This is a genomic window from Bradyrhizobium sp. 6(2017), assembly GCF_011058295.2.
GTDB classification, from domain to species: domain Bacteria; phylum Pseudomonadota; class Alphaproteobacteria; order Rhizobiales; family Xanthobacteraceae; genus Bradyrhizobium; species Bradyrhizobium septentrionale.
In genome coordinates, this window is sequence record NZ_CP049289.2 from 7851020 (window position 1) to 7877790 (window position 26771).

25 protein-coding genes are annotated in these 26771 nt (G+C 65.2%); 7 read left to right on the forward strand and 18 right to left on the reverse strand.

What is annotated here, in order from left to right; translation table 11 throughout:
* Window positions 1-2: 2 nt before the first annotated feature.
* The 10 genes from G6P99_RS37325 to G6P99_RS37370 all read right to left on the reverse strand — a co-directional run bounded on the left by G6P99_RS37325 (window position 3) and on the right by G6P99_RS37370 (window position 11156).
* On the reverse strand, window positions 3-899 hold the full coding sequence (locus G6P99_RS37325; RefSeq protein WP_029080368.1) for an ABC transporter permease: 897 nt from the start codon (window positions 897-899) through the stop codon (window positions 3-5).
* Entirely contained in the window at window positions 896-1846 is a 951-nt protein-coding gene (locus G6P99_RS37330) for an ABC transporter permease (protein ID WP_029080369.1), read from the reverse strand. The genes G6P99_RS37325 and G6P99_RS37330 overlap by 4 nt, the downstream gene beginning before the upstream one ends.
* Window positions 1847-1922: 76 nt before the next feature.
* Entirely contained in the window at window positions 1923-3353 is a 1431-nt protein-coding gene (locus G6P99_RS37335; RefSeq protein WP_029080370.1) for an amidase, read from the reverse strand.
* A 115-nt stretch (window positions 3354-3468) separates the two neighbouring features.
* On the reverse strand, window positions 3469-4407 hold the full coding sequence (locus G6P99_RS37340; protein ID WP_165125716.1) for a carbohydrate kinase family protein: 939 nt from the start codon (window positions 4405-4407) through the stop codon (window positions 3469-3471).
* Between the two features lie 12 nt (window positions 4408-4419).
* Complete coding sequence (locus G6P99_RS37345) at window positions 4420-6072, reverse strand: FGGY-family carbohydrate kinase (protein ID WP_029080372.1); 1653 nt, start codon at window positions 6070-6072, stop codon at window positions 4420-4422.
* 42 nt (window positions 6073-6114) lie between these two features.
* Complete coding sequence (locus G6P99_RS37350) at window positions 6115-6888, reverse strand: SDR family NAD(P)-dependent oxidoreductase (protein ID WP_165125718.1); 774 nt, start codon at window positions 6886-6888, stop codon at window positions 6115-6117.
* 88 nt (window positions 6889-6976) lie between these two features.
* Window positions 6977-7984 (reverse strand): ABC transporter ATP-binding protein, encoded by a 1008-nt coding sequence (locus tag G6P99_RS37355; RefSeq protein ID WP_029080374.1) that lies wholly within the window; start codon window positions 7982-7984, stop codon window positions 6977-6979.
* Window positions 7985-8000: 16 nt separating this feature from the next.
* The gene (locus G6P99_RS37360) at window positions 8001-8831 is read right to left on the reverse strand and encodes a carbohydrate ABC transporter permease (protein WP_029080375.1); all 831 of its coding nucleotides are present in this window, start codon (window positions 8829-8831) and stop codon (window positions 8001-8003) included.
* Window positions 8832-8835: 4 nt separating this feature from the next.
* A complete protein-coding gene (locus G6P99_RS37365) occupies window positions 8836-9708 on the reverse strand; it encodes a carbohydrate ABC transporter permease (RefSeq protein ID WP_029080376.1) in 873 nt (290 codons plus the stop codon).
* Between the two features lie 134 nt (window positions 9709-9842).
* Window positions 9843-11156: an ABC transporter substrate-binding protein gene (locus tag G6P99_RS37370; RefSeq protein WP_029080377.1), complete on the reverse strand. Its 1314-nt coding sequence runs from the start codon at window positions 11154-11156 to the stop codon at window positions 9843-9845.
* Between the two features lie 413 nt (window positions 11157-11569).
* Between G6P99_RS37370 and G6P99_RS37375 the strand changes: the two genes are divergently transcribed.
* Window positions 11570-12733, forward strand: a complete 1164-nt coding sequence (locus G6P99_RS37375) for an IS4 family transposase (protein WP_165125720.1) — start codon at window positions 11570-11572, stop codon at window positions 12731-12733.
* A 55-nt stretch (window positions 12734-12788) separates the two neighbouring features.
* On the opposite strand, the gene G6P99_RS37380 is transcribed toward G6P99_RS37375, so the two are convergent.
* Window positions 12789-13742, reverse strand: coding sequence for a sugar-binding transcriptional regulator (locus G6P99_RS37380; RefSeq protein ID WP_029080378.1), 954 nt, complete (start codon window positions 13740-13742; stop codon window positions 12789-12791).
* A gap of 9 nt (window positions 13743-13751) precedes the next feature.
* Window positions 13752-14417, reverse strand: coding sequence for an HAD family hydrolase (locus tag G6P99_RS37385; protein ID WP_165125722.1), 666 nt, complete (start codon window positions 14415-14417; stop codon window positions 13752-13754).
* Between the two features lie 114 nt (window positions 14418-14531).
* Here G6P99_RS37385 and ybaL point away from each other — a divergent pair, with 114 nt between their 5' ends.
* On the forward strand, window positions 14532-16265 hold the full coding sequence (gene ybaL / locus G6P99_RS37390) for a YbaL family putative K(+) efflux transporter (protein ID WP_029080380.1): 1734 nt from the start codon (window positions 14532-14534) through the stop codon (window positions 16263-16265).
* Window positions 16266-16282: 17 nt separating this feature from the next.
* Here ybaL and G6P99_RS37395 read toward each other — a convergent pair whose 3' ends face one another.
* From G6P99_RS37395 to G6P99_RS37415, 5 genes are all read right to left on the reverse strand, one after another.
* A complete protein-coding gene (locus G6P99_RS37395) occupies window positions 16283-16507 on the reverse strand; it encodes a hypothetical protein (RefSeq protein ID WP_021081495.1) in 225 nt (74 codons plus the stop codon).
* Window positions 16508-16547: 40 nt separating this feature from the next.
* On the reverse strand, window positions 16548-16823 hold the full coding sequence (locus tag G6P99_RS37400; protein ID WP_029080381.1) for a chaperone modulator CbpM: 276 nt from the start codon (window positions 16821-16823) through the stop codon (window positions 16548-16550).
* Window positions 16820-17722 carry a DnaJ C-terminal domain-containing protein gene (locus G6P99_RS37405; protein ID WP_029080382.1) on the reverse strand — a complete coding sequence of 301 codons (903 nt, stop codon included), beginning with the start codon at window positions 17720-17722 and terminating at the stop codon, window positions 16820-16822. The genes G6P99_RS37400 and G6P99_RS37405 overlap by 4 nt, the downstream gene beginning before the upstream one ends.
* 123 nt (window positions 17723-17845) lie before the next feature.
* Window positions 17846-18028, reverse strand: a complete 183-nt coding sequence (locus tag G6P99_RS37410) for a hypothetical protein (RefSeq protein WP_029080383.1) — start codon at window positions 18026-18028, stop codon at window positions 17846-17848.
* Between the two features lie 85 nt (window positions 18029-18113).
* Window positions 18114-19484 carry a YXWGXW repeat-containing protein gene (locus tag G6P99_RS37415; RefSeq protein WP_051346159.1) on the reverse strand — a complete coding sequence of 457 codons (1371 nt, stop codon included), beginning with the start codon at window positions 19482-19484 and terminating at the stop codon, window positions 18114-18116.
* A gap of 674 nt (window positions 19485-20158) precedes the next feature.
* On the opposite strand from G6P99_RS37415, the gene clpB reads away from it, so the two are divergent.
* The 5 genes from clpB to G6P99_RS37440 all read left to right on the forward strand — a co-directional run bounded on the left by clpB (window position 20159) and on the right by G6P99_RS37440 (window position 25392).
* Window positions 20159-22771, forward strand: coding sequence for an ATP-dependent chaperone ClpB (gene clpB, locus G6P99_RS37420; RefSeq protein WP_029080384.1), 2613 nt, complete (start codon window positions 20159-20161; stop codon window positions 22769-22771).
* Window positions 22772-22863: 92 nt separating this feature from the next.
* Complete coding sequence (locus G6P99_RS37425) at window positions 22864-23115, forward strand: DUF2171 domain-containing protein (protein WP_029080385.1); 252 nt, start codon at window positions 22864-22866, stop codon at window positions 23113-23115.
* Between the two features lie 134 nt (window positions 23116-23249).
* A complete protein-coding gene (locus G6P99_RS37430; protein ID WP_029080386.1) occupies window positions 23250-24311 on the forward strand; it encodes a Dyp-type peroxidase in 1062 nt (353 codons plus the stop codon).
* The gene (locus tag G6P99_RS37435) at window positions 24304-25119 is read left to right on the forward strand and encodes a family 1 encapsulin nanocompartment shell protein (RefSeq protein ID WP_029080387.1); all 816 of its coding nucleotides are present in this window, start codon (window positions 24304-24306) and stop codon (window positions 25117-25119) included. Before G6P99_RS37430 ends, G6P99_RS37435 begins: the two co-directional genes overlap by 8 nt.
* A gap of 81 nt (window positions 25120-25200) precedes the next feature.
* Window positions 25201-25392 carry a hypothetical protein gene (locus tag G6P99_RS37440; RefSeq protein WP_035976681.1) on the forward strand — a complete coding sequence of 64 codons (192 nt, stop codon included), beginning with the start codon at window positions 25201-25203 and terminating at the stop codon, window positions 25390-25392.
* A gap of 15 nt (window positions 25393-25407) precedes the next feature.
* Here the strand turns inward: G6P99_RS37440 and G6P99_RS37445 are convergent, their stop codons facing one another.
* The gene (locus tag G6P99_RS37445; RefSeq protein ID WP_245284636.1) at window positions 25408-26628 is read right to left on the reverse strand and encodes an MFS transporter; all 1221 of its coding nucleotides are present in this window, start codon (window positions 26626-26628) and stop codon (window positions 25408-25410) included.
* Window positions 26629-26771: the final 143 nt, after the last annotated feature.

Below are 26771 nucleotides of genomic sequence, written 5' to 3' on the forward strand. Positions count from 1 at the left end.
GCTCAACGCTCCCGCGCCAGACGGGGATCGAGCAGATCGCGCAAGCCGTCGCCGAGCAGATTGAGGCCGAGCACCGCGATCGCGATCGCCATGCCCGGATAGACCGCCAGCATCGGCGACTGGAACAGCAGCGTCTGCGCATCGTTGAGCATGCGGCCCCAGGACGGCTGCGGCGGCTGGGTGCCGAGCCCGAGATAGGACAGCGCCGCCTCGGCTAGGATCGCGAGCGCGAACTGGATCGTCGCCTGCACGATCAGGATCGACAGGATGTTCGGCAGCACGTGCTCGATCGTGATGCGGAACGAGCCCTTGCCCGCGGCGCGCGCGGCCAGCACGAATTCGCGGGCCCAGATCGCATTGGCCGAACCGCGGGTGACGCGGACGAAGGTCGGAATCTGGAAGATGCCGATCGCGGTGATCGACGTCACCATGCCCGGACCTGCGACGGAGGCCAACATGATCGCCGACAGCACCGCAGGGAAAGCGAAGGTGAAGTCGCTCATCCGCATGATGAGCTCCTCGGTCCAGCCCTTGCGCGCCGCGGCGATTAGGCCGAGGCAGACGCCAAAGCTCAGGCCGATGCCGACCGCAATGACGCCGACCATGATGGTGGAGCGCGCTCCGACCAGCAGCAGCGAGACGATGTCGCGGCCGAACACATCAGTGCCGAGCCAGTGCGCCGCTGACGGCGGCCGCAGTTTCGAGGCGACGTCGATGTCATAGGCGGACCACGGCGTCCAGACCAGCGACAGCAGCGCCGCGCCGAGCACGAGCAGGCTCAACACCGTGCCGAGCACAAAGCTGCGATGATGCAATGCGCGGCGCCAGAATCCGGTCGCCGGCCTCGCGCCCGCGGAAACGGCCGGCGTACCGGCGGAAGCGGTCAGCGGCGCGCTCACAGGTTGGCAACCTTGATGCGCGGGTCGATGAAGGCATAGAGCATATCGACCACGAAATTGACGATGACGACCATCGCCGCCAGCAGCATCACGCAGTTGCGCACCACGATCAGGTCGCGGTTGGCGATCGACTGGAAGATCAGCCGTCCCAGGCCGGGCAGATAGAACACGTTCTCGATCACGATGGTGCCGGCCAAGAGATTGGCGAATTGCAGCCCCATCACCGTCATCACCGGGATCATGGCGTTGCGCAGCACGTGGCGCCACAGCACCTCGCGCTTGCCGAGCCCCTTGGCGCGCGCGGTGCGGACGAAATCCTCGCGCAGCACCTCCAGCACCGCCGAGCGTGTGACGCGGGCGAGGATCGCGGCTTGCACCACGGCGAGCGAGATCGCGGGCAGCAGCAGCGACTTGACGCCCGGCCAGATGCCGTCGTCCCAGCCGGCAAATCCGCCGGCTGAGAGCAATTGCAGCTTCACCGAGAACAGCAGGATCAAGAGGATCGCGAACCAGAAATTCGGCAGCGCGATGCCGATTTGGGTCAGCGACATCACGCCGACATCGCCGAGCTTGTTGTGGTTGGCCGCGGTGTAGATGCCGGCGGCGAGCGCCAGCACCACCGTGATCGACATCGACATAATCGCAAGCGGGATGGTCAGCACCAGCCGTTCCGCGATCAGGGAAGCCACCGGCGTGCCATAGACATAGCTGTTGCCGAGATCGCCGACCGCCATGCCCTTGAGCCAGAGCAGATAGCGAACCGTGATCGGCTGGTTGAGCCCGAGCTTGACGGTGAGCGCGCGCACCGCGTCGGGCGAGGCGTCGGCGCCCATCAGCATCTGGGCGGCATTGCCGGGCAGCGCGTCGAGCACCAGGAAAATGATCAGCGACGCCGCGAGCAGCGTCGCCACTAGGGTCAGGATCCGCCGCAGGAAGAAAACGCTCATGCGCGCCCGGGGTGCAAGGAACAGGCCGCAGGTTTCAACATGTTCGCGAGCGAATGCAAGCCCCTCGCCGCGCCGTTCATGAGGCGATGGCCGGCCAGCGGCCGAGCAGGTCGCTCGCCTGTTCGAACAGCGCCGCGACGCGCAGCAGTTCCGCATCGGCCCGGAAGCGGCCGACCAGATGCAGGCCGATCGGCAGGCCATCGCGGCCGAAGCCGGAGGGGATGCTGACCGCGGGGTGCCCGGTCATGTTGAACAGCATGGTCCAGGGAAACCAGTGCGGCCGCACGCTGTCGAAGCTCTGGCCGTCGATGTCGATGGTGCCGAACAGGTCCTGATCGATCGGCAGCGCCGTTCGGGTCAGCGTCGGCATCGCCAGATAATCGCCGCGCACGAGCAGCGACTGCACGCGGCGGAACAGCGCGGTGCGGTCGAACATCGCCTGCTGGTACTCGACGCCGCTGACCTCAGCGGCGAGCGCGAGCTGTTTCAGGAAGGTCGGGCTGAGGTCATTGGGGTGATCGGCGGCGAGCTTTTCGAAACGGGTACGCCAGACGGTGTGATTGATGGCGCGCCAGATCGGCTCGATGTCGAAGCCGTCGCCGGAAAATTCCTCGAGTTCCGCACCGAGGCTGGCCAGGCGGTCGAGGCTCGCCTTGAAGTCGGCGGCGACATCTGATGTCACCGGGCGGCCCGGCGGCGACAGGCAGAACAGCACCCGCTTGCCCCGGAGATCGCCGCGCGGCGTCGCGAGGTCGAGATAGTCGGGCACCGGCACGCCGATCGACCACGGATCGGACGGGTCTTCGCCCGCCATCGCCTGCATCATCAGCGCGGTGTCGGCCACGGTACGGGTGGTCGGCGTGACATAGGTCTGGTTGCCGAAGGCGTCCTGCACCTGACTGTGCGGGATCACGCCGTTGCTCTGCTTGATCCCGACCACGCCGTTGCAGGCCGCCGGAATCCGGGTCGAGCCGCCGCCGTCGGTCGCAACCGCCAGCGGCGCGATGCCGCTTGCGACCGCCACCGCCGCGCCGCCGCTGGAGCCGCCGCTCGAGCGCTCGGCGCTCCACGCATTGCGGGTGCGGCCGAACAGCGGCGAGTCGGTCAGGCACTTGCTGCCGAATTCGGGCGTCGTGGTCTTGCCGATCAATATTCCGCCCTGCGCACGGAGCCGGGCCACCGCCACGGCGTCATGATCGGGCACATTGTCCCGGTACGGCACCGCACCGAAGGTCGTGCGCACGCCCTTGGTGCTGACGATGTCTTTCACGGTGAAGGGAATGCCGTGCAGCAGGCCGAGCGGCTCGCCCGCCATGAGCTCGCGTTCCGCGACCTTCGCCTGCGCCATCGCCTCGTCGGCGCACAGCGTGATGAAGCAGTTCAGGTCGCCCTGCAGCCGCTCGGCGCGGGCAAGCACGGCCGCCGTGAGCTCGACTGGAGAGACCTCCTTGCGGGCGATGCGCCCACGAAGCTCAACGGCAGGCTGCAGACAGAGATCATCGCTCATCGGAACCAGGCGCTCGCATCAGACGTGGTCGACGGCCGCATCGTGCCGCGCAGCACGCGGCAAGTCCATCACCTCCGGCGCATGGCGGCATGCCACGCGGCCAATCGCGCATGGCCTACCAATAGTCCGCAGGCAATTCCCGGCTCCGCGGCGGATCGGCGCCCGCGCGCGTGCAGGTGAAGGCGGCGCATTTGCAGGCGAACGACAGCGCGCGCGTGAGCTCCGCCGCGTTGATCTCGCGCAGCTGCTGTCGCGCGATCCGGTTCAGCCGATGCAGCGCGGCCAGCAGCGCCGCCTGAAAACTGTCGCCGGCGCCGATCGTATCCACGACCTTCACCACAGGCGACTCGACCTCGATCGACCCAGCCTGGCGATGCCAGGCGCTGGCGCCATTGTTGCCGCGCGTGATGACGACGAGCGATGCGCCGGCCGACAGCAGCGCCTCCGCCCTCTCGGCATAGGCCTCGTCGCCGAACAGATAGGCGAAGTCGACATCGGACATTTTTACGATGTCGGCCTTGTCGCAGAACGCCAGCATGCGCGTGCGATAGGCGTCCTTGTCCTTGACCAGGTTCGGCCGGCAGTTCGGATCGAGCGAGATCGTCACGTTCGGCCTGATATCCTCGATGAAGGCCAGCGTCTCGGCCGCGCCCTTGTCATGCACCAGCGTCGTCGAGCCGGTGTGAAGGCAGGTGACGCCATCAAGCGCGATCGCGTCGCGCCGGTAAGTCCAGTTCCGCGACGCGGTATCCGCGTCATAGAAAGCGTATTGCGTCTCGGTGCCGGTCACGCGCGCAAAGGCCAGCGTTGCCTGGTGATCGCTGCGCGTCGCGCGGCCGAGATCGACGCCCGAGGCCGCGGCGTGATCGGCGATCATCCGGCCGAACGTATCGGTCGAGATGCCGCCGACGAAGCCGGTGGGAACGTCGAGCCGGGCGCTGCCGATCGCGATATTGAGACAGGAGCCGCCGACCGCGGGCGTCAGGGCCTCGCGTCCATCCGCCGTCCGTGACGGCAGGAAATCGATCAGCGCATCTCCGCAACTCAGCAGCATGGTGCAAACACCTTAACTGGGCGCCTCGCCGGGCGCCCGCTTCATCGCCTCGCGGCTGTCGCGATCAAGCTCCCGCAGCATCTTGTGCACGCCGCGCTTCTTGCGGTGGAACTCGGCCAACTCGGGCCTGGTCGGCTCACTCAATCGCCCGAGCGCCGACATGCCGGCCATCGCGGCGTTGATCGAATTATGCGCGCCGCTGGCGACCGCGCCCAGCATCGCAGCGCCCAGCAGCACGGGTTCCTGAGTCTGCGGCAACGCCACCGTGTAGCCGGTGGTGTCGGCCATGATCTGGCGCACCAGCGGGCTGCGGCTGGCGCCGCCGCCGATCACGATGGTCTTGCCACTGACGCCGTGGGCCTGCAGCGCGTCGATGACGTCGGCAAGGCCATAGGCAAGCCCGCACAGGCCGGCGATGAACAGCCGCTCCAGCGCCGACACGTCGGTGTCGAGATCGAGCCCCGCGATCACGGCGCGCGAACCCGGATCGGCATAGGGCGACCGGTTGCCGAGGAATTCCGGCAGGACGTGAACATTGCGCGCGAGCAGCGCCGCCGTGCCGGCGTCGCCCGCACGCGCCAGGATGCGCTTCTCGAGGTACTCGATGACATCGACGCCGTCGTGCTTCGCAGCGGCCAAAACCTCGGCATGCGCCGGATGCGATTTAAGCAGGTGATCGATCGCGGCCCCCGCCGCAGATTGACCGCCCTCGTTCAGCCAGAAGCCCGGCACCATCCCTGAGAAATACGGCCCCCAGACACCCGGCACGAAGCAGGGATCGACCGTCGTCGCCATGATGCAGGCCGACGTTCCCATGATGTAGGCGAGCCGCTTGCCGACATCGACCTCGGCGCCGGAGCCATCGCGGCCACCGATCGCGCCGACGCCGCCGGCATGCGCGTCGATCAGCGAGGCGCCGACCGCGGTTCCCGGCAGCAGGCCGAGTTCGCGCGCGGCATCCTCCGACAACCCGCGGCCGAGCGGCGAACCGGGCGGGACGATCTCGGCGCCGATCCGAGCAAAGCGGTCGGCTGCGAGCGCCTCGAGCCCGACCCGCTTGAGGAACGATTCGCTCCAGCCGCCTTCACCGGCGACATAGGTCCATTTGCAGGTGACGGTGCAGGTCGAGCGCGCCTGCGAGCCGGTGGCACGGAACGAGAGGTAGTCGGCGAGATCGAAGAAGTGGCCGGCGGCTTCGAAGGTCGCTGGCAGATGCCGCTTCAGCCAGAGGATCTTTGGGATCTCCATCTCCGGCGAGATGGCGCCGCCGACATAGCGCAGTACGCGGTCACCGGTCGCATTGACGAATTCGGTCTCGTCCATCGCGCGGTGGTCCATCCACACCACGACGTTGCGCGCGGGATCGCCGGACGGACTGACGGTGAGTGGTCGTCCGGCCTTGTCGAGCACGACCAGCGAGCAGGTGGCATCGAAGCCGATACCCTTGACCTGCTCGGCGGAAACCGCAGCCTCGCGCATCGCGTTGCGGACGGAGGCGACGCAGGCCGCCCAGATATCGTCGGACGACTGCTCGACGATATCGCTGGGTTCATGCCAGACCCGGATCGGATGCCGGGCCGACCCCAATAGCTTCCCGGCCTCGTCGAATACCCCCGCCCGGGCGCTGGTGCTCCCGACGTCCACCCCGATATAGGCTTGCCGCATGACCGCTCTATCTTTTGTTGAGCCTGATCGTTCGGCGCAACCCTACCAGCAAGTGTAGCCGCCATCGACAAGAACGATGCTTCCGGTCATCAGGCTCGCGGCGTCGGAGGCGAGGAACAAAACGACGGAAGCGATCTCGTCGACCTGCCCCATCCGCGCCATCGGGGTTCCGCCGATCCAGGCGTCGTACATTCTGGGGCTGTTCTTCACGAACGCGTTCAGCGGGGTCTCGATATAGGTCGGCGCCACCGCGTTGACGCGAACCCCGCGCGCGCCCCACTCGGCCGCCAGCGATTTGGTGAGATGGTGCACCGCGGCCTTGGAGGCATTGTAGAAGCATTGTTCCTGCGGCTTGTTGACGATGAAGCCGGACATCGAGCCGACATTGACAATGGTTCCGGACTTCGCCTTCAGCATGTGGTTGCCGAAGGCGCGGCAGCACCAGAAGGTTCCGTTCAGATTGACGTCGATGACGTTGAGCCAATGCTCGTCAGTCACGGTCTCGGCCGGCGTCTCGCTGCGCGCGATGCCGGCATTGTTGACGAGAATATCGACCTTGCCGTATTTGCGGACCAGCTCGTCGGCGACCGCGGAGACGCGGCCGGAATCCGTCACGTCCATCAGCGCGATATCGGCGTCAAAGCCCTTGGCCTTCAGCGCCGCCTGCGCATCATTGGCGACCTTGGCGTCGCGGTCGCCGATGATGACCTTGGCGCCGGCCTCCGCCAGCGCTTCGGCGCAAGCAAGCCCGATGCCTTGACCGGCGCCGGTGATGATGGCGGTCTTGCCGCCGAGTTTGAATTTCTCGAGATACATTTTCTTCTTCCTTTGCCTGAGGCCCGCGATCATCGCGGGCATGGTGCCCCGGCCAGAGCGAGATCGACGGTGGAGGTTCGTCCATGTGTTACGCGTGGATCGATTTTCCGCTGTCGTCGAACCGATGGATGCGCGCCGGATCCGGGATCAGCGACACGCGATCGCCGGGATGCAGGTCAAGCTCGCCGACATAGCGCGTGGTCAGCATGCCCTGCGGTCCGGCGTCGACGTAGAGGAAGGTGTCGCTGCCGAGATGCTCGGCGACCGAGACCGTGCCGGGCCAGCCGCCTTGCCCGTCGCGCTCGACCTTCAGATGCTCGGGCCGCACGCCGATCGTCGCAGCGCCCTGCTGTTTCGCGGGCTCGCCGGTGACGAAATTCATCTTCGGCGAGCCGATGAAGCCGGCGACGAACAGGTTGGCCGGCTTCTCGTAGAGTTCGAGCGGCGAGCCATATTGCTCAATCTTGCCGCCGTTCAGCACCACGATCTTGTCGGCCATGGTCATGGCCTCGACCTGGTCGTGGGTGACATAGATCGCCGTGGTGCCGAGCTGCTTTTGCAATCGCGTCACCTCGAGCCGCATCTGCACGCGCAGCGCAGCATCAAGGTTCGACAGCGGCTCGTCGAACAGGAACGCCTTCGGCTCGCGCACGATGGCGCGCCCGATCGCAACGCGCTGGCGCTGGCCGCCTGACAGTTCGCGCGGCTTGCGGTCGAGATAGGGCGTAAGGTTGAGGGTCGCCGCGGCGGCCTCGACCTTGCGGTTGATCTCGTCCCTGGCAATGCCGGCCATCTTCAGGCCGAACGCGATGTTGCCGCGCACGCTCATATGCGGATAGAGCGCGTAGGACTGGAACACCATCGACAGCCCGCGCTTGGCCGGCGGCACGTCGACCACGTTACGTCCGTCGATCAGGATGGCGCCGCCGGTGACGTCTTCCAGCCCCGCGATCAGCCGCAGCAGCGTGGTCTTGCCGCAGCCGGACGGACCGACAAAGACGACGAACGAGCCGTCGGCGATCTCGAGGTCCGCGCCCTTGATGATGTGGACCGGCCCGAACGATTTTTGCACACCCTGCAGCGTAATCTGACCCATGGCAAAAGCCTTTCTGCTACTTGACCGCGCCGAAGGTCAGGCCGCGGACGAGCTGCCGCTGACTGAACCAGCCGAGCACGAGAATGGGCGCGATCGCGAGCGTCGACGCCGCCGACAGTTTCGCCCAGAACAATCCTTCCGGGCTCGAATAGGATGCGATGAACACGGTGAGCGGCGCGGCCTCGAGCGTCGACAGATTGAGGGTCCAGAACGCCTCGTTCCACGCCAGGATCAGATTGAGCAGCAAGGTCGAGGCCAGCCCCGGCACCGCCATCGGCGTCAGCACGTAGATCAGCTCGCGCCCGATCGTGGCGCCGTCCATCCGCGCCGCCTCGAGGATATCCTTCGGGATCTCCTTGAAATAGGTGAACAGCATCCAGATCACGATCGGCAGATTGCCGAGGCACAGGATGAAGATCAGGCCAGAGCGGGTGTCGAGCAGGCCGAAGGTCCGGAAGATCAGATAAATCGGCACCAGCACGCCGACCGGCGGCATCATCTTGGTGGAGAGCATCCAGAGCAGCACGTCCTTGGTCCGCTTGGTCGGCGAGAACGCCATCGACCACGCTGCCGGGATCGCGATCAGCATCGCGATCAAGGTCGAGCCGCCGGCGATGATGATCGAGTTGAGCGCGTGATGGATATAGTCGCTGCGCTCCTGCACGGTCGCATAGTTCTCCGTGGTCCAGTGGAAGAACAGGAACGACGGCGGAATCGCGAAGGCCTCCAGCTCGGTCTTGAAGCTCGCCAGCACCATCCAGAGGATCGGGAAGAAGATCAGGAAGCCGACCAGCCAGGCCGCCGCCGTCGAGATCACCTTGTTCCGTGTCGTGACCTTCCGTGCCATGACGTTACGCCTCCAGATTCCGGCCGACGATACGAACGAGGAAGAACGCGACGATATTGGCGAGCACCACCGCGACCAGGCCGCCCGCCGAGGCGCTGCCGACGTCGTACTGGATCAGCGCCTGCGAATAGATCAGGAAGGCGATGTTGGTGGTCTGCAGGCCGGGGCCGCCGCCGGTGGTGACGAAAATCTCCGCGAACACCGTGAGCAGGAAGATGGTCTCGATCAGGATCACCACCGTGATCGGACGCGCCAGATGCGGCAGCGTGATGTAGATGAAGGTCGAGATCGCGCTCGCGCCGTCCATCTCGGCGGCCTCCTTCTGCTCCTCGTCGAGCGATTGCAGCGCGGTGAGCAGAATCAGGGTCGCAAACGGCAGCCATTGCCAGGAGATGATCAGGATCACCGAGAACAGCGGCGCATCATTGAACCAGTCGATCGCAGGCAAGCCGAACAAATGTGCGATCCAGGCGAACAGGCCCGACACCGGATGCATGAGGAGATTCTTCCAGACCAGCGCGCTGACCGTCGGCATCACGAAGAACGGCGCGATCACCATCAGCCGGACGATGGAGAGCCCGACCACCTGCTGGTCGAGCAGCAGCGCCAGCGGCACGCCAAGGATGATCGTGATTGCGAGCACCGAGCCGACCAGCACCAGGGTGTTCTGCAGCGAGGCGAGGAAGGCTGGATCGGTCAGGAAGTAGCGAAAATTCTCCAACCCGACGAATTGTTCGGAGCCGGGATCGAGCAGATTGTAGTGCAGGGTCGCGAAGTAGATCGTGAGTGCCAACGGCACGATCATCCAGATGAACAGCAGCGCCACCGCGGGCGTGAGCAGTGTCCGTGCGAGCAGTTGGGTCTGCTGGGTCGCCATCCCCGCCTCCTTCTGTCGAAAGGAGCGACCATCCCGTTGCGGGACAGGATGGTCGCGAGTGGCCCAGCCCGGGAGGTTTGAGCTGGTCGGGCGGCCAAGGCGCGTGCTGCGCCCTGGCTTTGTCTGGGCGTGTTTTACTTGAGGTAGCCCGCGCGCTTCATTTCGCGCTCGGTCGCGGACTGCGCAGCCGAGAGCGCCGCATCCACTGTGGTCGAGCCGGAGAGCGCCGCCGAGAATTGCTGCCCCACCTGGGTGCCGATGCCCTGGAATTCAGGGATTGCCGCATACTGCACGCCGACATACGGCACCGGCTTCACGGTCGGCTTGTTCGGATCGGCCGAGTCGATCGAGGCCAGCGTCAGCTTGGCGAAGGGGGCGACCTTCAGATAGTCGGGGTTCTTGTACAGCGAGGCGCGCGTGCCAGGCGGCACGTTGGCCCAGCCGTCCTTCGCGGCGACGAGCTTGGTGTAGTCCTTGCCGGTTGCCCAGGCGATGAACTTCTCGGCCGCCTCGACCTTCTTCGAGCCGGCGGGGACCGCGAGGCTCCACGCCCACAGCCAGTTGGCGTTCTTGCCGAGCCCGGTGTTCGGGGCCAGCGCAAAGCCGACCTTGTCGGCGACCCTGGACTCCTTCGGATTGCTCACGAAGGACGCCGCCACCGTGGCATCGATCCACATCGCGCATTTGCCGGCGTTGAACAGCGCGAGGTTCTCGTTGAAGCCGTTGGAGCTGGCGCCGGGAGGGCCGGCCTGCTTCATCAGGTCGACATAGGTCGTCAGCGTCTTCTTCCATTCCGGCGAGTTGAACTGCGGCTCCCACTTCTCGTCGAACCAGCGCGCGCCGAAGGAGTTGGCCATCGCGGTGAGGAACGCCATGTTCTCGCCCCAGCCGGCCTTGCCGCGCAGGCAGATGCCGTAGACGCCGCCCGACTTGTCGGTCAGCTTCTTGGCGGCGTCGACCACGAAGTCCCAGGTCGGGCTCTCCGGCATCTTCAGGCCGGCCTTGTCGAACAGGTCGGTGCGATACATCACCATCGAGCTCTCGCCGTAGAACGGCGCGGCGTAGAGCTTGCCGTCGACCGAGACCGCGTCCTTGATCTTCGGCAGGAGATCGCCGACGTCATAGTCGGCGCCGAGCTTGTCGAGCGGCACCAGCCAGTTCTTCTTGGCCCAGATCGGCACCTCATAGGTGCCGATGGTCAGCACGTCGAACTGGCCGCCCTTGGTGGCGATGTCGGTGGTCACGCGCTGGCGCAGCACGTTCTCCTCGAGCGTCACCCATTTGACAGTGATGTCGGGGTTCTTCGCGGTGAATTCGCTGGAGAGCCCCTGCATGCGGATCATGTCGCCGTTGTTGACGGTCGCCACCGTCAGCGTGGTCTGGGCGATCGAGGGGGCAGAGATCAAAAGAGCAGCCGCGCCCGCAACGGCGCAAAGGACGTTTTTCAAGGTGACCTCCCTTATGTCACGTTGAGCATATGCCCACGTGTTGGGCGTATGTTCATCCTGTCGCCAAATTTTGTCAAGCGTGCGGGTGCGCCGTCCCACGCGATTACGGGTTCCACTACAGCCTGGAATGGAGGTTTTTGCGGAAGCGAAGAGAGCGGCCGACTGGAATTGGATTGAGCTGGAGCAGCGCCCAATGTGCACCTCTCCCGCTTGCGGGGGAGGTCGGATTGCATCTCCGATGCAATCCGGGTGGGGGCTCTCTCCACAATACGACCCGAGGATAGACCCCCACCCCAACCCTCCCCCGCAAGCGGCAGGGCTGTCCGGGGAATGATTCACTATGTCGCGGTGCATGCTCGGCAAGACCGAGGCAAATCGGCCTTTTCTGGTTGTCGAGACACAGAAGGCCGAGCATGCGATTCCGCGATAGCATTTTTGGAAGGCTGCTTGAACCGATCAATCGACGGCAGTTTCAGACGGCTGTGGATCGTCTGGACGGGGATGCCTACGACAAATCGTTCAGGAGTTGGGATCACCTGGTGGCGCTGATCTATGCGCAGCTGAGCAGTCACGACAGCCTGCGCGCCGTGGTGGCCGGCTTCAACGCCAATCCTCAGCACCACTATCATCTGGGCACCGGCAGGTTGTCCCGCTCGACGCTATCGGATGCCAATGCCCGCCGCCCGTCCGGCGTTTTTGCGCAAACCTTTGCCAGACTATCAGCGATGGCAAGCCGGCAGTTGCGGAGCGAAGGCCAGGAGATGGTGCGCCTGATCGACGCCAGTCCGATCCCGCTGGGCAAGCTCTGCACCTGGGCGGCGTGGAACGGCCGCATCCGTGGCATGAAGCTGCATATGGTCTACGATCCCAAGGGCGATGTCCCGGACTGCGTCGAGGTGACGGATGCGAACGTCAATGACATCGAGATCGGTCGCCATGTCCCTATCCAGGTGGGCACAACCTACGTGTTCGATAAGGGATATTGCCGCTTCGACTGGTGGCAGAAGATCAATGACAGCAAGGCTTTTTTCGTCACCCGGGCGAAGACAAGCATGCGTCTCCGCAAGATCAAGCGACGCACTAATCGCAAGCGCAAGGGCGATGGCTTCAAGGTCATCGCCGATGACGAGGTGAAGCTCACCAGCAAAGGCGACTCGCGACTGCCGATACCACTGCGGCGCATCAAGGTCAGGCGGGAGAACGGCGGCGTGATCACGCTTCTCACCAACGATATGACGCGAACGGCCGTCGAGATCGCCGCCCTCTACAAGAGCCGGTGGCAGATCGAACTGCTATTCCGCTGGATCAAGCAGCATCTCGATATCCGCAAGTTTCTCGGCACCAACGACAATGCGATCCGCCTGCAAGTGCTTGCAGCGATGATTGCCTACCTGCTGCTACGCATCGCTGCGCGGGCCAACTGCATCAAAATGCTTCCCCTCAGGCTGGCCGAACTTGTCGGCCAGTTCCTGTTCACCCGCCGATCCCTTGCCACTATCGACAAGCCTCCGCCCAGCAACCCCAGCCCCAGCAAACCCACAGCCTCCGCCAACCAGATGGAGTTCTGCTATGGCTGAGCTTTCCCGGACAGCCCTGCGCAAGCGGGAGAGGGAGTGCACCGACTCGTGGCGCCTAGCGATCCAGCACCGCGCGCGCGGTCGCCTCATCGGTGATCAGGCCGTTGATCACCCGGCCCGCCAGCGCGGCCTTGATTGCCGCCACCTTGGCGGCGCCGACCGCCGCCGCGATCGTGGTTTGCTCCGCAGGAATCTGCGGCGGAATGCTGGTCAGGCGCTTGTTGGTGCCGCCCTTGATGAGGCGCCCCTTGGCGTCATAGGCCCAACCGGTCACCTCGCCGATTGCGCCGAGCCGCATCATCTCCAAGAGTTCCTCACGGGTGACGAAGCCGTCGACATGAACCTGGGCCTTCTGGTCCATCTGGCCGATGCCGATCAGCCGGAGATCGGCCTTGGCGGCGACCGCCCTCACCCGCGCGATCGGGTCGATGCGCACCATGCGGTTGCGCTCATCCTCGCTCGACATCAAAAACGGCAGCGGCATCGGGTAATGGCGCGCGCCGGTGCGATCGGCGAGCCGTCCCACCGTGTCGTAGAAGCTCGCCGAGCCGTCGGCGGAGATGTTGCCGACCAGCGAGACGATCTGGTGATCGGGCCGCTCGATCGGCGAGACCCGCTCAACCGCGGCGCGCACCGCGCGACCGGTGCCGAGCGCCACGATCACAGGCGTCTCCGAGCGCAGCGTCACCTCAAGCAGATTGGCGCTGCGCTCGGCAATTCCTGCATTCGACAGCGGCGCCGCCGGGTCTGATGGCACCACGTCGCAATGCACCAGATCGAACCGCGCCTTCAGCCGGGACGCCAGCTCCATGCAGGCGGCGATTGGGTGTTCGAGGCGAAAGGTGATCAGCCGCTCCGCCAGGCACAGCGACACCAGGCGCTGCGCCGAGGCGCGCGACACCTGCAGCATTTTTGCAATTTCGTCCTGGGTGTGGCCCGCGATGAAATACAGCCAGCCGGCGCGCGCCGCATCGTCGCGGCGAGACTTTTCGTTGTCGGGCGCAGCCATAGTCGTGTGTCAGCCTTCCATCCAGAAATCCGTCATCGCGGCGAAGATTCGATCCGCCCCGGCCTGCCGCAGCAGAGCACTGCCATCCGCCAACCGATAGTGGGCGCCGCCGACAAATCCCCACACTTTCATGCCCGCCGCCTTCGCCGCCGTCACCCCGCTGACGCTGTCCTCGATCACAAGGGTGCGGCGCGGCTCGGCGCCCATCGCGCTTGCCGCATGCAGAAACAGATCCGGCGCCGGCTTGCCATGCTTGACCATCTGGGAAGTGTAAAGCCGCGGCCCAAAGCTAGCCGCAAGATCCGTCAGCTCCAGCGAGAACTTCACCCGCTCAAGATCGCTCGACGAAGCGACACAAGACGGCAGGCGCAAATCGGTGAGCACCGCTGCGACGCCTGCGATCGGTTTGAGCTGGGATCGGAATGTCTCGCGCACCTGCACCGCCAGATCAGGCAGGAAGGCCGCAGGCAATGGCCTTCCCGCGGCCTCGGCATATTCGATCACGGCCGCACTGCTGCGGCCGAGGAAGAGTTCGAGCGCCCGCTCGGTACTCATCGCGATGCCGGCCTGGACCATCGCCTCGGCGAGGCAGCGGCAGCTCAACCCCTCGCTGTCGACGAGCACGCCGTCGCAGTCGAAGATGACGAGATCGGTCTCGGGAAGCCGCAGATCCATCCTCGCATGAGATCATATGCTCACGTCATGAGCAATAGATCACAGTTTCCGCGCGGAATGCCGCGCCTCAAATGGTCGCGGTGCACCACCGGACATGCTGTGCGACAAGGCGAAATGCCGCATGACACACCTCTGATCGCGACCATCGTCGCGGGACTTGGCCTCGCTTTCGTCTTCGGAACCATCGCCCAGCGCTTCCGGGTTCCGCCACTGGTCGGTTATCTGCTCGCGGGCGTCGCCGTTGGCCCCTTCACGCCCGGCTTCGTCGCCGATCAGGCGCTGGCGACCGAGCTCGCGGAGCTCGGTATCATCCTCCTGATGTTCGGCGTCGGCCTGCATTTCTCGCTGAACGACCTGTTGTCGGTGCGCGCGATCGCGGTACCCGGCGCGATTGCCCAGATCGCGGTCGCCACTCTGATGGGCCTCGGCCTGGCGCTGTTGATGGGCTGGACTGTCGGCGCCGGCCTGGTGTTCGGCTTGGCATTGTCGGTGGCCAGCACCGTCGTGCTATTGCGTGCGCTGCAGGAGCGCCGGCTGATGGATACTGAACGCGGCAAGATCGCGGTCGGCTGGCTGATCGTCGAAGATCTCGCCATGGTGCTCGCGCTGGTGCTGTTCCCGGCGGTGGCGAGCTTCCAGGGCGGCGACGGCGCAGCGCTCGTCTCCGATCCGCTCGCCACCCGGTTCGGCCTCGGACTGACCGGCGTGCTGGTGCTGACGCTGGTCAAGATCGCCGTGTTCATCGCCTTGATGCTGGTGGTCGGACGGCGGCTGATCCCGTGGGTGCTGCACTACATCGCGCACACCGGATCGCGCGAGCTGTTTCGGCTGGCCGTGCTTGCGATCGCGCTCTGCATCGCGTTCGGCGCGACCAAGCTGTTCGGCGTTTCGCTGGCGCTCGGCGCTTTCTTCGCCGGGATGATGCTGCGGGAATCGCCGCTCAGCCAGCGCGCCGCCCAGGAAACCCTGCCGCTGCGCGACGCCTTCGCGGTGCTGTTCTTCGTCTCGGTCGGCATGCTGTTCGATCCGCTCAGCATGGTCCGCGAACCGTGGCCCTTGGTCGCGACGCTGTTCGTCATCGTGGTCGGCAAATCGCTCGCCGCGCTCTTGATCGTCGTGCTGTTCCGTCACCCAATGGCGACCGCCCTGATGATCTCGGCGAGCCTCGCCCAGATCGGCGAATTCTCCTTCATCCTGGCGGAGCTCGGCGTTGCGCTCAATCTACTGCCGAAGGCCGGCCGCGACCTGATCCTGGCCGGCGCGATCTTCTCGATCATGCTCAATCCGCTGGTGTTCGCGGTCGTCGATTGGCTGACGTCGCGGCTGGAGAAGCCGCAAGCGGCATCGCCGACCGTTGCGACCTCAGAGGCGATCCCGGTTACCGAGCTGCAGGACCACACCATCCTGGTCGGCTACGGCCGGGTCGGCAGCATCGTCGGCGACGCCCTGCATCAGCGCAACGCGCCGTTCCTCGCGGTCGAGGCGTCCGACGACATGGTCGCCAAACTCAGGCAGCGCGGCATCGAGGCCTTGATGGGCAACGCCGCACGCGCCAGCGTGCTACGCGCGACCAATCCCGTCGGTGCACGATCGCTGGTCATTGCGATTCCCGAAGCGTTCGAAGCCGGACAGATCGTCGAGCAGGTCCGCGCGGCGAATGCCGACATCCAGATCATCGCACGCGCGCATTCCGACGCCGAGGTCGATCATCTGACGGGCCTGGGGGCCGACATCGTGATCATGGGCGAGCGCGAGATCGCCCGCGGCATGATCGAGGAGCTGGAACGGGCGCGGCCGGGTGCCGCCACACCGGATGCGCGGGCGGCCGAGCAGGACTCGGCGGCCTGAGGGCGCAGCGGACGCACTCAGCCGCCAAGAAACGCGGGCGCCAGATCCTCCTGCACGATGATGTTGGCGGCTTCCGTCGTCAGTTCGCTGCCGACGAGATCGAGATTCTTCGCAGCCTCGAACAGCATCGCGCGGACGTCGTCCGGCGTCAGTACACCCTTTGCGATCAGCTTGCGCACCAGCGCCTGCAGGATCAGAACGTCGATCTCGCCATGGGCCAGCGGCGTCGGCTTGTCCGTCATGATCGTCTCCCGTGGCTGTGGTTCGTCGTATGCAGGGCTGCTAGCGAGGCTGTGACGCGATGTCCTTGTGCAATTGCTCGAACGCGCGGCGCAGGCCATGCAGCTGATCGACCAGATGGAGGATGACGTCGATACCCTCGTCATTGACGCCGAAATCGCCCTTCAGATCCTGGATCAGGTGCGCACGCGCCAAATCGGTGTCGGAGAAGCTGATCTCGCTCGCGGCCTCTTCCGGGACCAGCCATTGCTGCTCGATCCAGAACTCCAGGGTCTGCACCTCCAGACCCGCATCGATGAGGAACTGCTGCTTGTTCATGACGCACCTTCCTCGCGCGGATTGAATGCTTTTCTGTCCCACGTCGAAACAAACGCCTCGAGCTCGGGATCGGGTCCTTTCGGCAGCACCACCTTGAGCTTGACGAGCTCATCACCCTGGCCGCCACTGAGCCGGGGCGCGCCCTTGCCACGCAGCCGCATCGTGGTGCCGGTGTTGGATCCCTTCGGCACCGTCATGGTGACGGCGCCGGTCGGCGTCGGAACGCGGACCTTGCCGCCGAGCACGGCCTCCGACAGCGAGATCGGCAATTCCAGCGTGATATCGTCGCCCTCGCGGGTGAAGCGCGGATCGGGGCGGACCTCGACCTCGATCAGCGCATCGCCGGGTCCGCCTTTACCGCTGCCGGGCATGCCCTTGCCGCGCAGGCGAATGACCTGGCCGTCGACGAGCCCCGGCGGGATCGTGACGTCGAGCGTGCCGCCATCCGGAAGCGTCAGCCGCTTGCTCGCACCGGTAATCGATTCCGCGAAGTCGATCGCGAGGCTGTAATGCAAATCGCGGCCACGGCGGTTGGCGCGCGCCTGCTCGCTGCGCCGGAGCAATTCGGCGAAGGCGTCCTCCTGGTCCATATAGTCTGCATAGCCGGAACTGTCGGCGTAGGGATGCGCGCCATCCGCAGTGGCGAAATCCCGGTAGTAACGATGCTGCGGCCGCTCGGCGCCGCTGGCGTCGATCTCGCCGGCATCGAAGCGCTTGCGCTTCTCGGCGTCCGAGAGCAGATCGTTCGCCGCCGCGACTTCCTTGAACTTTTCCTCGGCCGCCTTGTCGCCCGGATTGAGATCCGGATGCAGCTTCTTCGCCAGCTTGCGATAGGCCTTCTGGATATCGGCCGCAGATGCCGCAGGCGCGACGCCAAGAACCTCGTACGGATTTCTCACAACCTGCTCCGCAACACCGTGAGTGCACCTGCAATCATGAGGGCGCAAAAGCAGGCGATTTGCAAGAGCGCTCCGCGTCGCCCAGGAATGGGCGACGCAGCGTGCGTTCACGTCACGGCCGCGCTACGCCGTATGCCCGGGGTCAAGATATTTCGGGAAGTTCTTTTCCTGCTGCGGCGTCATCCTGGCGGGATCCGGCTTGCCCGGCACGCCCCGCGGACCGAGCAAAGCGCGCTGCATGTCGTCCTCGCTCAGGCGCGGCTTGCCGTCGTCAAGCTGTCCGCTGCCACCGTGACTCTGTGCCATGACTGTCCTCCAGTGATGATCACTTGCCCGTCGGCGGAACAATACCGCGCTCCGCCGGAACGAGCCAGCGGAGCGCGTATCTATCTTAGCGTTGCTCCTGCCGCTTCTCCTCTGCGGGATGACCCGCGGCAGGAGCAGCATGCGGCGCAGCCTGAATGTGCGGCTCCGGCCGTGCCGCCGGCTGCGGATGCGCCTCAGGACGCGCGATCGTCTCCGGCCTTGCTGCTGGCTCTGGCCGCGCTTCCGGCCTTGCTGCGGGCTCGGGTCGCGGCTCCTCCTTGCGCACCTCTTCGGGCCGCTTCTCCAGCGCCGGCTTGTTCTCTTGCGCGGCAGGCCGCGCCGCTTCGGGTGCGGGCCGCGGCTCAAGCTTGGGCTCAACCTTGGGCTCAACCTTGGGCTCGGGCGCGGGCGCTGCGCGCTTCTCTTCGACCGCGGGCCTGTTCTCCTGCGCGGGCGGATGCACGGGAAGCCCCTTTTCCGGAACCGGCAGCGCGTGCTGCTCAGCAGGCGCAGGCCGCGGTTCGACCTTCGGCTCGGCAACAGGTGCGGCGCGCTTCTCCTCGACTGCGGGCTTGTTCGCCTGGGCAGGCGGAAGCTCCTTGCCGGGAACCGGGAGCGCATGGGAGTCCGCCGGCGCAGCTGCAGGCCCCGGCCGCCGCGGCTCCTCGGCCGCCGGCCGTGCAGCAGCGGCAGGCACCGCCTCGCCGGCCGGCCGCGCGCGAACCACGCCCGGCCCCTTCAGTTCGCCGGGACGCGCCGTCGCGCCGACAGCGGGCACGCCGTTATTGGTGCGCTTGAACAGGCTCGGATCCTGGCTTGCGGTCTCGACCTGCTTGCGCTGCAACGGCGTCGCTGCGAAGTGCTGCTCCTTGGCGATCGCACGTTCGGCGGGAGTCGGCCGCACCTCGATGCCGCCGCGACCGCCATTGTAGCTGACGTTGTTGATGGTGGTCTGATTGATCGTGACGTTCTTCTCGTAGACGTTGGTGATCCGCGCGCCCTGCAGATTGTTCACGGTGCGATTGTAGAAGAAGTTGCCATGATCCCAGCGGCCGCCTTCGTAGCCTGAACCGCCGTAGCCAAAACCGTAATTGATGCCGCCGTAGAAGCCGACGCGATCACCCCAATAGCCCTGATGGAAAATGAAGCCGCCGCCAAACCCGCCCCAGTAACCGGGCGTCCACAGCAGCCCGACCCGCGGCGGCTGCACCCAGGTGCCCGGCACCCAGTAATAGTCGCCGCGATCCTCGTCCCACGACCAATTGCCCGGCGACCACATGTAGCCGGGCCCAGGCACTGGCGGCTGATCATAGGTCGGCAGCGGCGGCGGCGCGGTCTCGACGGCAGAGACCGGCGCGCATGCCGCATCCTGCGCGACAGCTGGCACGGCGGTCACAGAGAACAGCGCCGTGGCGATCGCTGCACACGACACGGTCGAAGGAAGACGAGTGGTCATTGGGAGCCTCTTCGATGAACGTGAGAACTGGAACAAAAGTTCCAGGCATCGGCGCGAACCGACGCACGTCATCGCTAGCGCTTTGACCTTACACCAGCCTGAAACGGATCGACGCAAACTGGAAACACACTCACGCAGCTATTCATCGGCAGTTCAGAGTGTACAGCGACCCAAGCCACGTGCGATTCAGTGACGTGACGCGCGACGGTCGCCCGCATCATTCGGCCGCGTCATCACTTGCGTCATGCAGAGTGCGACGTCACCAGTTCCGAAACGTCTCAAACATGACTCTGGCATTCGCACGATTGTAACGATCCGGACCCGTCGAGCAGCTCGACGTCACAGCGCGCGGTGATCGGCCGAACCGATAACGGCGTGATGCTACCCTGGCGCGTCGACGCGTCCGTAGCAGTGCCTCCGGATGAGTGCCAGAAGCGCGCATCTGCAGCCGCAGGACCTCGAACGTGGTAGTCTAGGGGCCGCGCTCGACGATTGACACTCCCCTGAAAGGACCACACGATACAGGAAGCGGCAGCATCAGGCCCGCGGTTTTCCGCCGGCGCGATTGTATTCGGCTGCCGCATGATGGATGTCATCGTTCCGCCATCTGTCGCCGGCTGGAATGCGTGGCATACTGGATCTCGATGAGCCTCTGTTTGCCTTGAGGTGCCACGATGAACATAGAGAAGTATACCGACCGCCTTCGCGGCTTCATCCAGTCGGCACAATCGCTCGCCATGCGCGAGGGACATCAGCAGTTCTCGACGCTCTATCTCCTGAAAGTGCTGCTCGACGACAATGAAGGCCTCGCGGCCGGCCTGATCGACCGCGCCGGCGGCAACTCGCGCGCGATCCTCAAGGCAACCGAGGATGCGCTGGCCAAGGTGCCGAAGATCAGCGGCGCAGGCTCGGGACAGATCTACATGGCGCCCGAGACCGCGCGCGCCTTCGCCGCCGCGGAACAGGCCGCCGACAAGGCCGGCGACAGTTTTGTCTCAGTCGAACGGCTGTTGCAAGCGCTGGCGACCGACAAGGACAGCGAGGCCGGCAAGCTGCTCGCCAAGGGGGGCGTCAACGCGCAGAACCTCAACGCCGCCATCAACGCGCTGCGCAAGGGGCGCACCGCCGACAGCGCGTCGGCCGAGAATGCCTATGACGCGCTGAAGAAATATTCCCGCGACCTCACCCAGGCCGCGCGCGACGGCAAGCTCGATCCGGTGATCGGCCGCGACGAGGAAATCCGCCGCACCATCCAGGTGCTGTCGCGCCGCACGAAGAACAATCCCGTCCTGATCGGCGAGCCCGGCGTCGGCAAGACCGCGATCGTCGAGGGTCTGGCGCTGCGCATTGTCAATGGCGACGTGCCGGAAAGCCTGCAGGACAAGGCGCTGCTCGCACTCGATCTCGGCGCGCTGATCGCGGGCGCAAAATATCGCGGCGAGTTCGAGGAGCGGCTCAAGGCTGTGCTGCAGGAGGTGACGTCCGCCGAGGGCGGCATCATCCTGTTCATCGACGAGATGCACACCCTGATCGGCGCCGGCAAGGGCGACGGCGCGATGGACGCATCGAACCTCTTGAAGCCCGCGCTCGCCCGCGGCGAATTGCATTGCATCGGCGCAACCACGCTCGACGAATACCGCAAGCATGTCGAAAAGGACGCCGCGCTGGCCCGGCGTTTCCAGCCGGTGTTCGTCTCCGAGCCGACGGTCGAGGACACCATCTCGATCCTGCGCGGCCTGAAGGATAAATACGAGCAGCATCACGGCGTGCGGATCGCGGATTCGGCGCTGGTCGCCGCCGCCACGCTGTCGAACCGCTACATCACCGACCGTTTCCTGCCCGACAAGGCCATCGACCTGATGGACGAGGCCGCGGCGCGGCTGAAGATGCAGGTCGATTCCAAGCCGGAGGAGCTCGACTCGCTCGACCGCGAGATCATCCGGCTCAAGATCGAGCAGGAGGCGCTGAAGAAGGAGACCGATCTCGGCTCCAGGAGCCGGCTGCAGACGCTCGAGAAGGATCTCGTGGATCTCGAGAAGAAATCGGCGGACATGACGTCGAAATGGCGGTCGGAAAAGAGCAAGCTCTCGGATGCGCAGAAGATGAAGGGCGAGCTCGAGCAGTTGCGCACCGAGCTTGCCAATGCGCAGCGCCGCGGCGAATTCCAGAAGGCGGGCGAACTGGCCTATGGCCGGATTCCGGAGCTCGAGAAGAAGCTCGCCGCGGTCGAGGCCAGCGAGACTTCGTCGGCGAGCGAGACCGTGACCGCGGACAATATCGCGCAGGTGGTGTCGCGCTGGACCGGCGTGCCGGTCGACAAGATGCTGGAGGGCGAAAAGGACAAGCTGCTGCGCATGGAGGAGATGCTCGGCAAGCGAGTCGTCGGCCAGGCCGAAGCGGTCCGCGCGGTGTCGACCGCAGTGCGTCGCGCCCGCGCGGGGCTGCAGGATCCCAACCGGCCGATCGGCTCGTTCATGTTCCTGGGGCCCACCGGCGTCGGCAAGACCGAGCTCGCGAAGGCGCTCGCCGAATATCTGTTCGACGACGAGACCGCGATGATCCGCCTCGACATGTCCGAATACATGGAGAAGCACTCGGTGTCGCGGCTGATCGGCGCCCCGCCCGGCTATGTCGGCTATGACGAGGGCGGCGCGCTCACGGAAGCGGTGCGGCGGCGGCCCTACCAAGTCGTGCTGTTCGACGAGATCGAAAAGGCGCACCCCGATGTCTTCAACGTACTGCTCCAGGTGCTGGACGACGGCCGCCTCACCGACGGCCAGGGCCGCACCGTCGATTTCCGCAACACGCTGATCATCATGACCTCGAACATCGGCGCCGAGTACCTCGTCAACCAGCCTGAGGGCCAGAGCACGAGCGCGGTGCGCGAGCAGGTGATGAACATGGTGCGGGCGCATTTCCGCCCCGAATTCCTCAACCGGATCGACGAGATCATCCTGTTCCACCGGCTGCAGAAGAGCGACATGGGCCGCATCGTCGAGATCCAGTTTTCGCGGCTGCGCAGGCTGCTGGAGGATCGCAAGATCGAGCTGGAGCTCGAGCCGAAAGCGCGCGACTGGCTGGCGGAGAAAGGCTGGGATCCAGCCTATGGTGCCCGTCCGCTGAAGCGGGTGATCCAGCGCAGCGTGCAGGATCCGCTCGCCGAAATGATCCTCGCCGGCGATGTGCGCGACGGCTCGCAGGTGAAGCTTTCCGCCACCAAGGCCGGCCTCACCTTCAACGGCAAGAGGCCGGAGACCGCAGCGGCGGACGAATACGAACCGGTGTGAGACAAGCCCGGATTGCACAGGCGACGCGCTGTCATCGCCGCGTCGTCTGCCGGCATCATATGCAAAGCTGGCCTTCAACCAGGGAGAGCGCCATGACACAGAACATCAAGGACAACATGGAGGTCATCGGCGCCGATGGCGTGCATGTCGGCACCGTCGATCGCGTCGAAGGCAACCGCATCAAGCTCAAGAAAAGCGAAAGCGACGGCTTCCACAAGGGCCATCACCACTATATCGAGCTCGGCTTCGTCGCCGGTGTCGAAGGCAGCAAGGTGCGGCTGTCGGCCAACGCCGCGATTGCAGTGACCCTCGAGGAGGAGAAGTCCGGCAAGCCCGTCGATTGACGCAGGCACCTCTGCATTCGAGGTATTGTAAAGGTTCCAGTTGCATGCTCCTCTGCCTCTCTCTGAACGTCGATCCGACGTCCAGAACCAGCTGTTTTGTCCTCGTGGACTAGCCGTTTAGTAAGGAGAGATGCGTGCCATCAGCCGTTCCGCAACCGGTCGCTGCGAAGCTGACGCGCGCGGCCATCTTCCTTGCGGTCACGATCAAGCCCAATCCGGAATATGATGCGGTGGTGCGGTCGCTGTGCGCCGATCTGGCCGCGCTGGTGCGCGCCGTGGGCTTCCGCGATCTCGAGGGCCGGCTGTCTTGCGTCATGGGGATCGGCTCTGACGCGTGGGATCGGCTGTTTGGCGCGCCGAAGCCGACAGGCCTGCATCCGTTTCGCGAGATCCATGGCGTCCATCACGCCGTCGCAACGCCGGGCGACCTGCTGTTTCACATCCGCGCCGTGCCGATGGACCTGTGCTTCGAGCTCGCGACCCAGATCATGACGCGGCTCGGCGATGCCGTCGCCACCTCGGACGAAGTTCACGGCTTCAAATATTTCGACGAGCGCGACCTGCTCGGCTTTGTCGACGGCACGGAGAATCCGGAGGACCAGGCCGCCCTGGAGGCCACCATCATCGGCGACGAGGACGCGGACTTCGCCGGCGGCAGCTATGTGATCGTACAAAAATACTTGCACGACATGAAGAAGTGGAACGAGCTACCGGTCGAGATGCAGGAGAAGATCATCGGCCGCACCAAGCTGTCCGATATCGAGCTCGACGATACGGTGAAGCCGAGCTACGCGCACAATGCCCTGACAACGATCGTGGAGAACGGCGAGGAGCTCGATATCCTCCGCGACAACATGCCGTTCGGCAACATCAGCAAGGGCGAGTTCGGCACCTATTTCATCGGCTACGCCAAATCACCGCACCGGATCGAGCAGATGCTGGAGAACATGTTCGTCGGCAAGCCGCCAGGCAATTACGACCGGCTGCTCGATTTCAGCCGCGCCGTCACCGGCACGCTGTTCTTCGTCCCGTCGGCGACCTTCCTGGAGGATGTCGCGAGCGCGCCGCCTGCAGCCGCGCCCGCCGAGCCGTCCCTGGATGATGCCGAAGCTGCCGACGCACCCGCACCAAGAATACCGCCGTCCGACGGCTCGCTCGGGATCGGCTCACTGAAAGGAGAGGCTGGACATGAATAATCTGCATCGGGGACTTGCCCCTATCTCAGACGCGGCATGGGCGCAGATCGAGGAGGAAGCTTTGCGCACGTTGAAGCGCCATCTGGCGGCGCGCCGTGTCGTCGACGTCGATGGTCCGAAGGGCACCGATTTCTCCGCCGTCGGCACCGGCCATCTCAAGAAAATTTCGACGCCCGGCGACGGGGTCGAGGCGACGCAGCGCGATGTCCGTGCGCTGGTCGAGCTGCGCGTGCCGTTCGAGCTCTCGCGCCAGGCGATTGACGACGTCGAGCGCGGCTCCAATGATTCCGACTGGGATCCGCTCAAGACGGCTGCGCGCAAGATGGCCTTCGCGGAGGATCGTGCGGTGTTCGATGGTTACGCCGCCGCCGGCATCCAGGGCATCCGCCAGGGCAGCAGCAACCCGGTGCTGACGCTGCCGGCGAGCGTCAAGAATTACCCCAACGTAGTCGCGCAGGCGGTCAGCCAGTTGCGGCTCGCCGGCGTCAACGGCCCCTATACGCTCTTGCTCGGCACCGAGCCCTATACCGCGATCGGCGGCGCGACCGATGACGGCTACCCGGTGCTGCAGCACATCCAGCGCCTGGTCGACGGCAAGATCATCTGGGCGCCGGCGATCGAGGGTGGCGTGCTGCTCACCACCCGCGGCGGCGATTTCCAGCTCTCGATCGGCCAGGACCTTTCGATCGGCTATCTCAGCCACTCGGCAACCACGGTCCAGCTGTATTTCCAGGAGACCATCACCTTCCTGATGCTGACCGGCGAAGCGTCGGTGGTGCTTGCGCCGGAGGCGAAGAAACCCGCCTAGTCTTACCGGCGTTGACTCATCCGGGAAGTCTCCGGCCGTTGCCGGGGCTTCCGCTAACGTGAAATGGAAAGGAGGCGCGCAATGGACTACGATCTCTACATCAACCCGATGAAGGCGTCGGTTGGTCTCTACGTCCGCAAGGGCGCAGGTCTCCCCGACCTTGCCGACGCCAAGGACTGGGTGTTCGACGGCACCTCGGCGCAAGCCAATCTGCCGCCGCAGCTCGTGAAAGAGATCGAGGCCAACGGCCACGCCTTTCGCGACATGGATTGAGCGCGTTCGCCGGCGTTACTTCTCGCCGACCTTCACCGGGGCGGTCTCGGGCATCAGGCTCATCGCGACGATGCCGACCGCCGCCGCGAGCAGCAGATACCAGGAGGGCGCCAGCGGATCTCCTGTCGCGTGCAGCAACCACGTGACCACGAGTTGCGCGGTGCCGCCGAACGTCGCGATCGCAACAGCATAGATGGTCGCGAACACGCCGCCGCGGATGTTCTGCGGCAAGGCTTCGGTGAAGGCGGCATAGAACGCGGTGAACGGCAGCGATCCGATGAACGACAGGATGCCGAAGCCGAACAGCAGCGACCAGGCGCCGGGATCGTGGACGATCCACAGGAAGGCCGGATAGGTCAGCACCAGCACGACGAGCTGCGGCCAGATCATGATCGGCTTGCGTCCGAGCCGGTCGGCGAGCCAGCCGCCCAGCAACGCACCGATGATCTGCAGTCCATTGCTGACCAGCGATACGGTGAACGCCAGCGACGGCGAGACATGCAGCGTGTTCTTGGCGTAGGTCGTCATGTATTGCGTCACGTAGGTCGAGATGGTGCCGCTGGCCAGGATCATCACCGCCAGCACGATCACGCGGAGATGCCGACGTGCCTGCGCAACATGGCTCGGACTTTCGGCGCTCCCGACAGCATGCTCGCCGTGAGCAACGGTTTCCGGCAGCGTGCGGCGCATCCATATGCCGAACGGCAGGCAGACCGCCCCGAGCAGGAATGCGACCCGCCATCCGTAGGCCTGCAGCATGTCGGGCGCCATGGTGCTGCTCAGGATGACGCCGACCAGCGCGCCGATCGTGGCCGCGATCTCCTGGCTGGCCGGTTGCCATGCCACCACCAGACCGCGATCCCTGGGTGCTGCGATCTCGATCAGATAGGCCGTGGTCGGCCCGACCTCGCCGCCGAGTGCAAATCCCTGCACCATGCGCGCCAGGATCACGATGATCGGGGCCACGATGCCGATTGCGGCATAGGAGGGCGTCAGCGCGATGGTCAGGATCGCGCCGCCCATCAAGGCGAAGCTCAGCAACATTGCCGGCCGCCGGCCGACCCGGTCGGAGAAGATGCCGAGCACGATGCCGCCGATCGGGCGCGTCAGAAACCCGGCGCCGAAGGTTGCAAGCGACAGCATCAGGCTGCCGTATTCACTGTGCGCGGGGAAGAAAGTGCGCCCGATCTCGGTCGCAAAGAAGCTGTAGGTGATGAAGTCGTAGAACTCCAGCATGTTGCCGATGGTCGCGGCAAACGCTGCGCGCTTGACATCGAACCCGTCCCTGCTCGCAATGTCCTGCAACACTCTCGGTTCCTTGTCTGCCTGTCCCGCGCGAGTATTATTCCTCGGACCATGCAAGGCAAGACGCGGCGCAC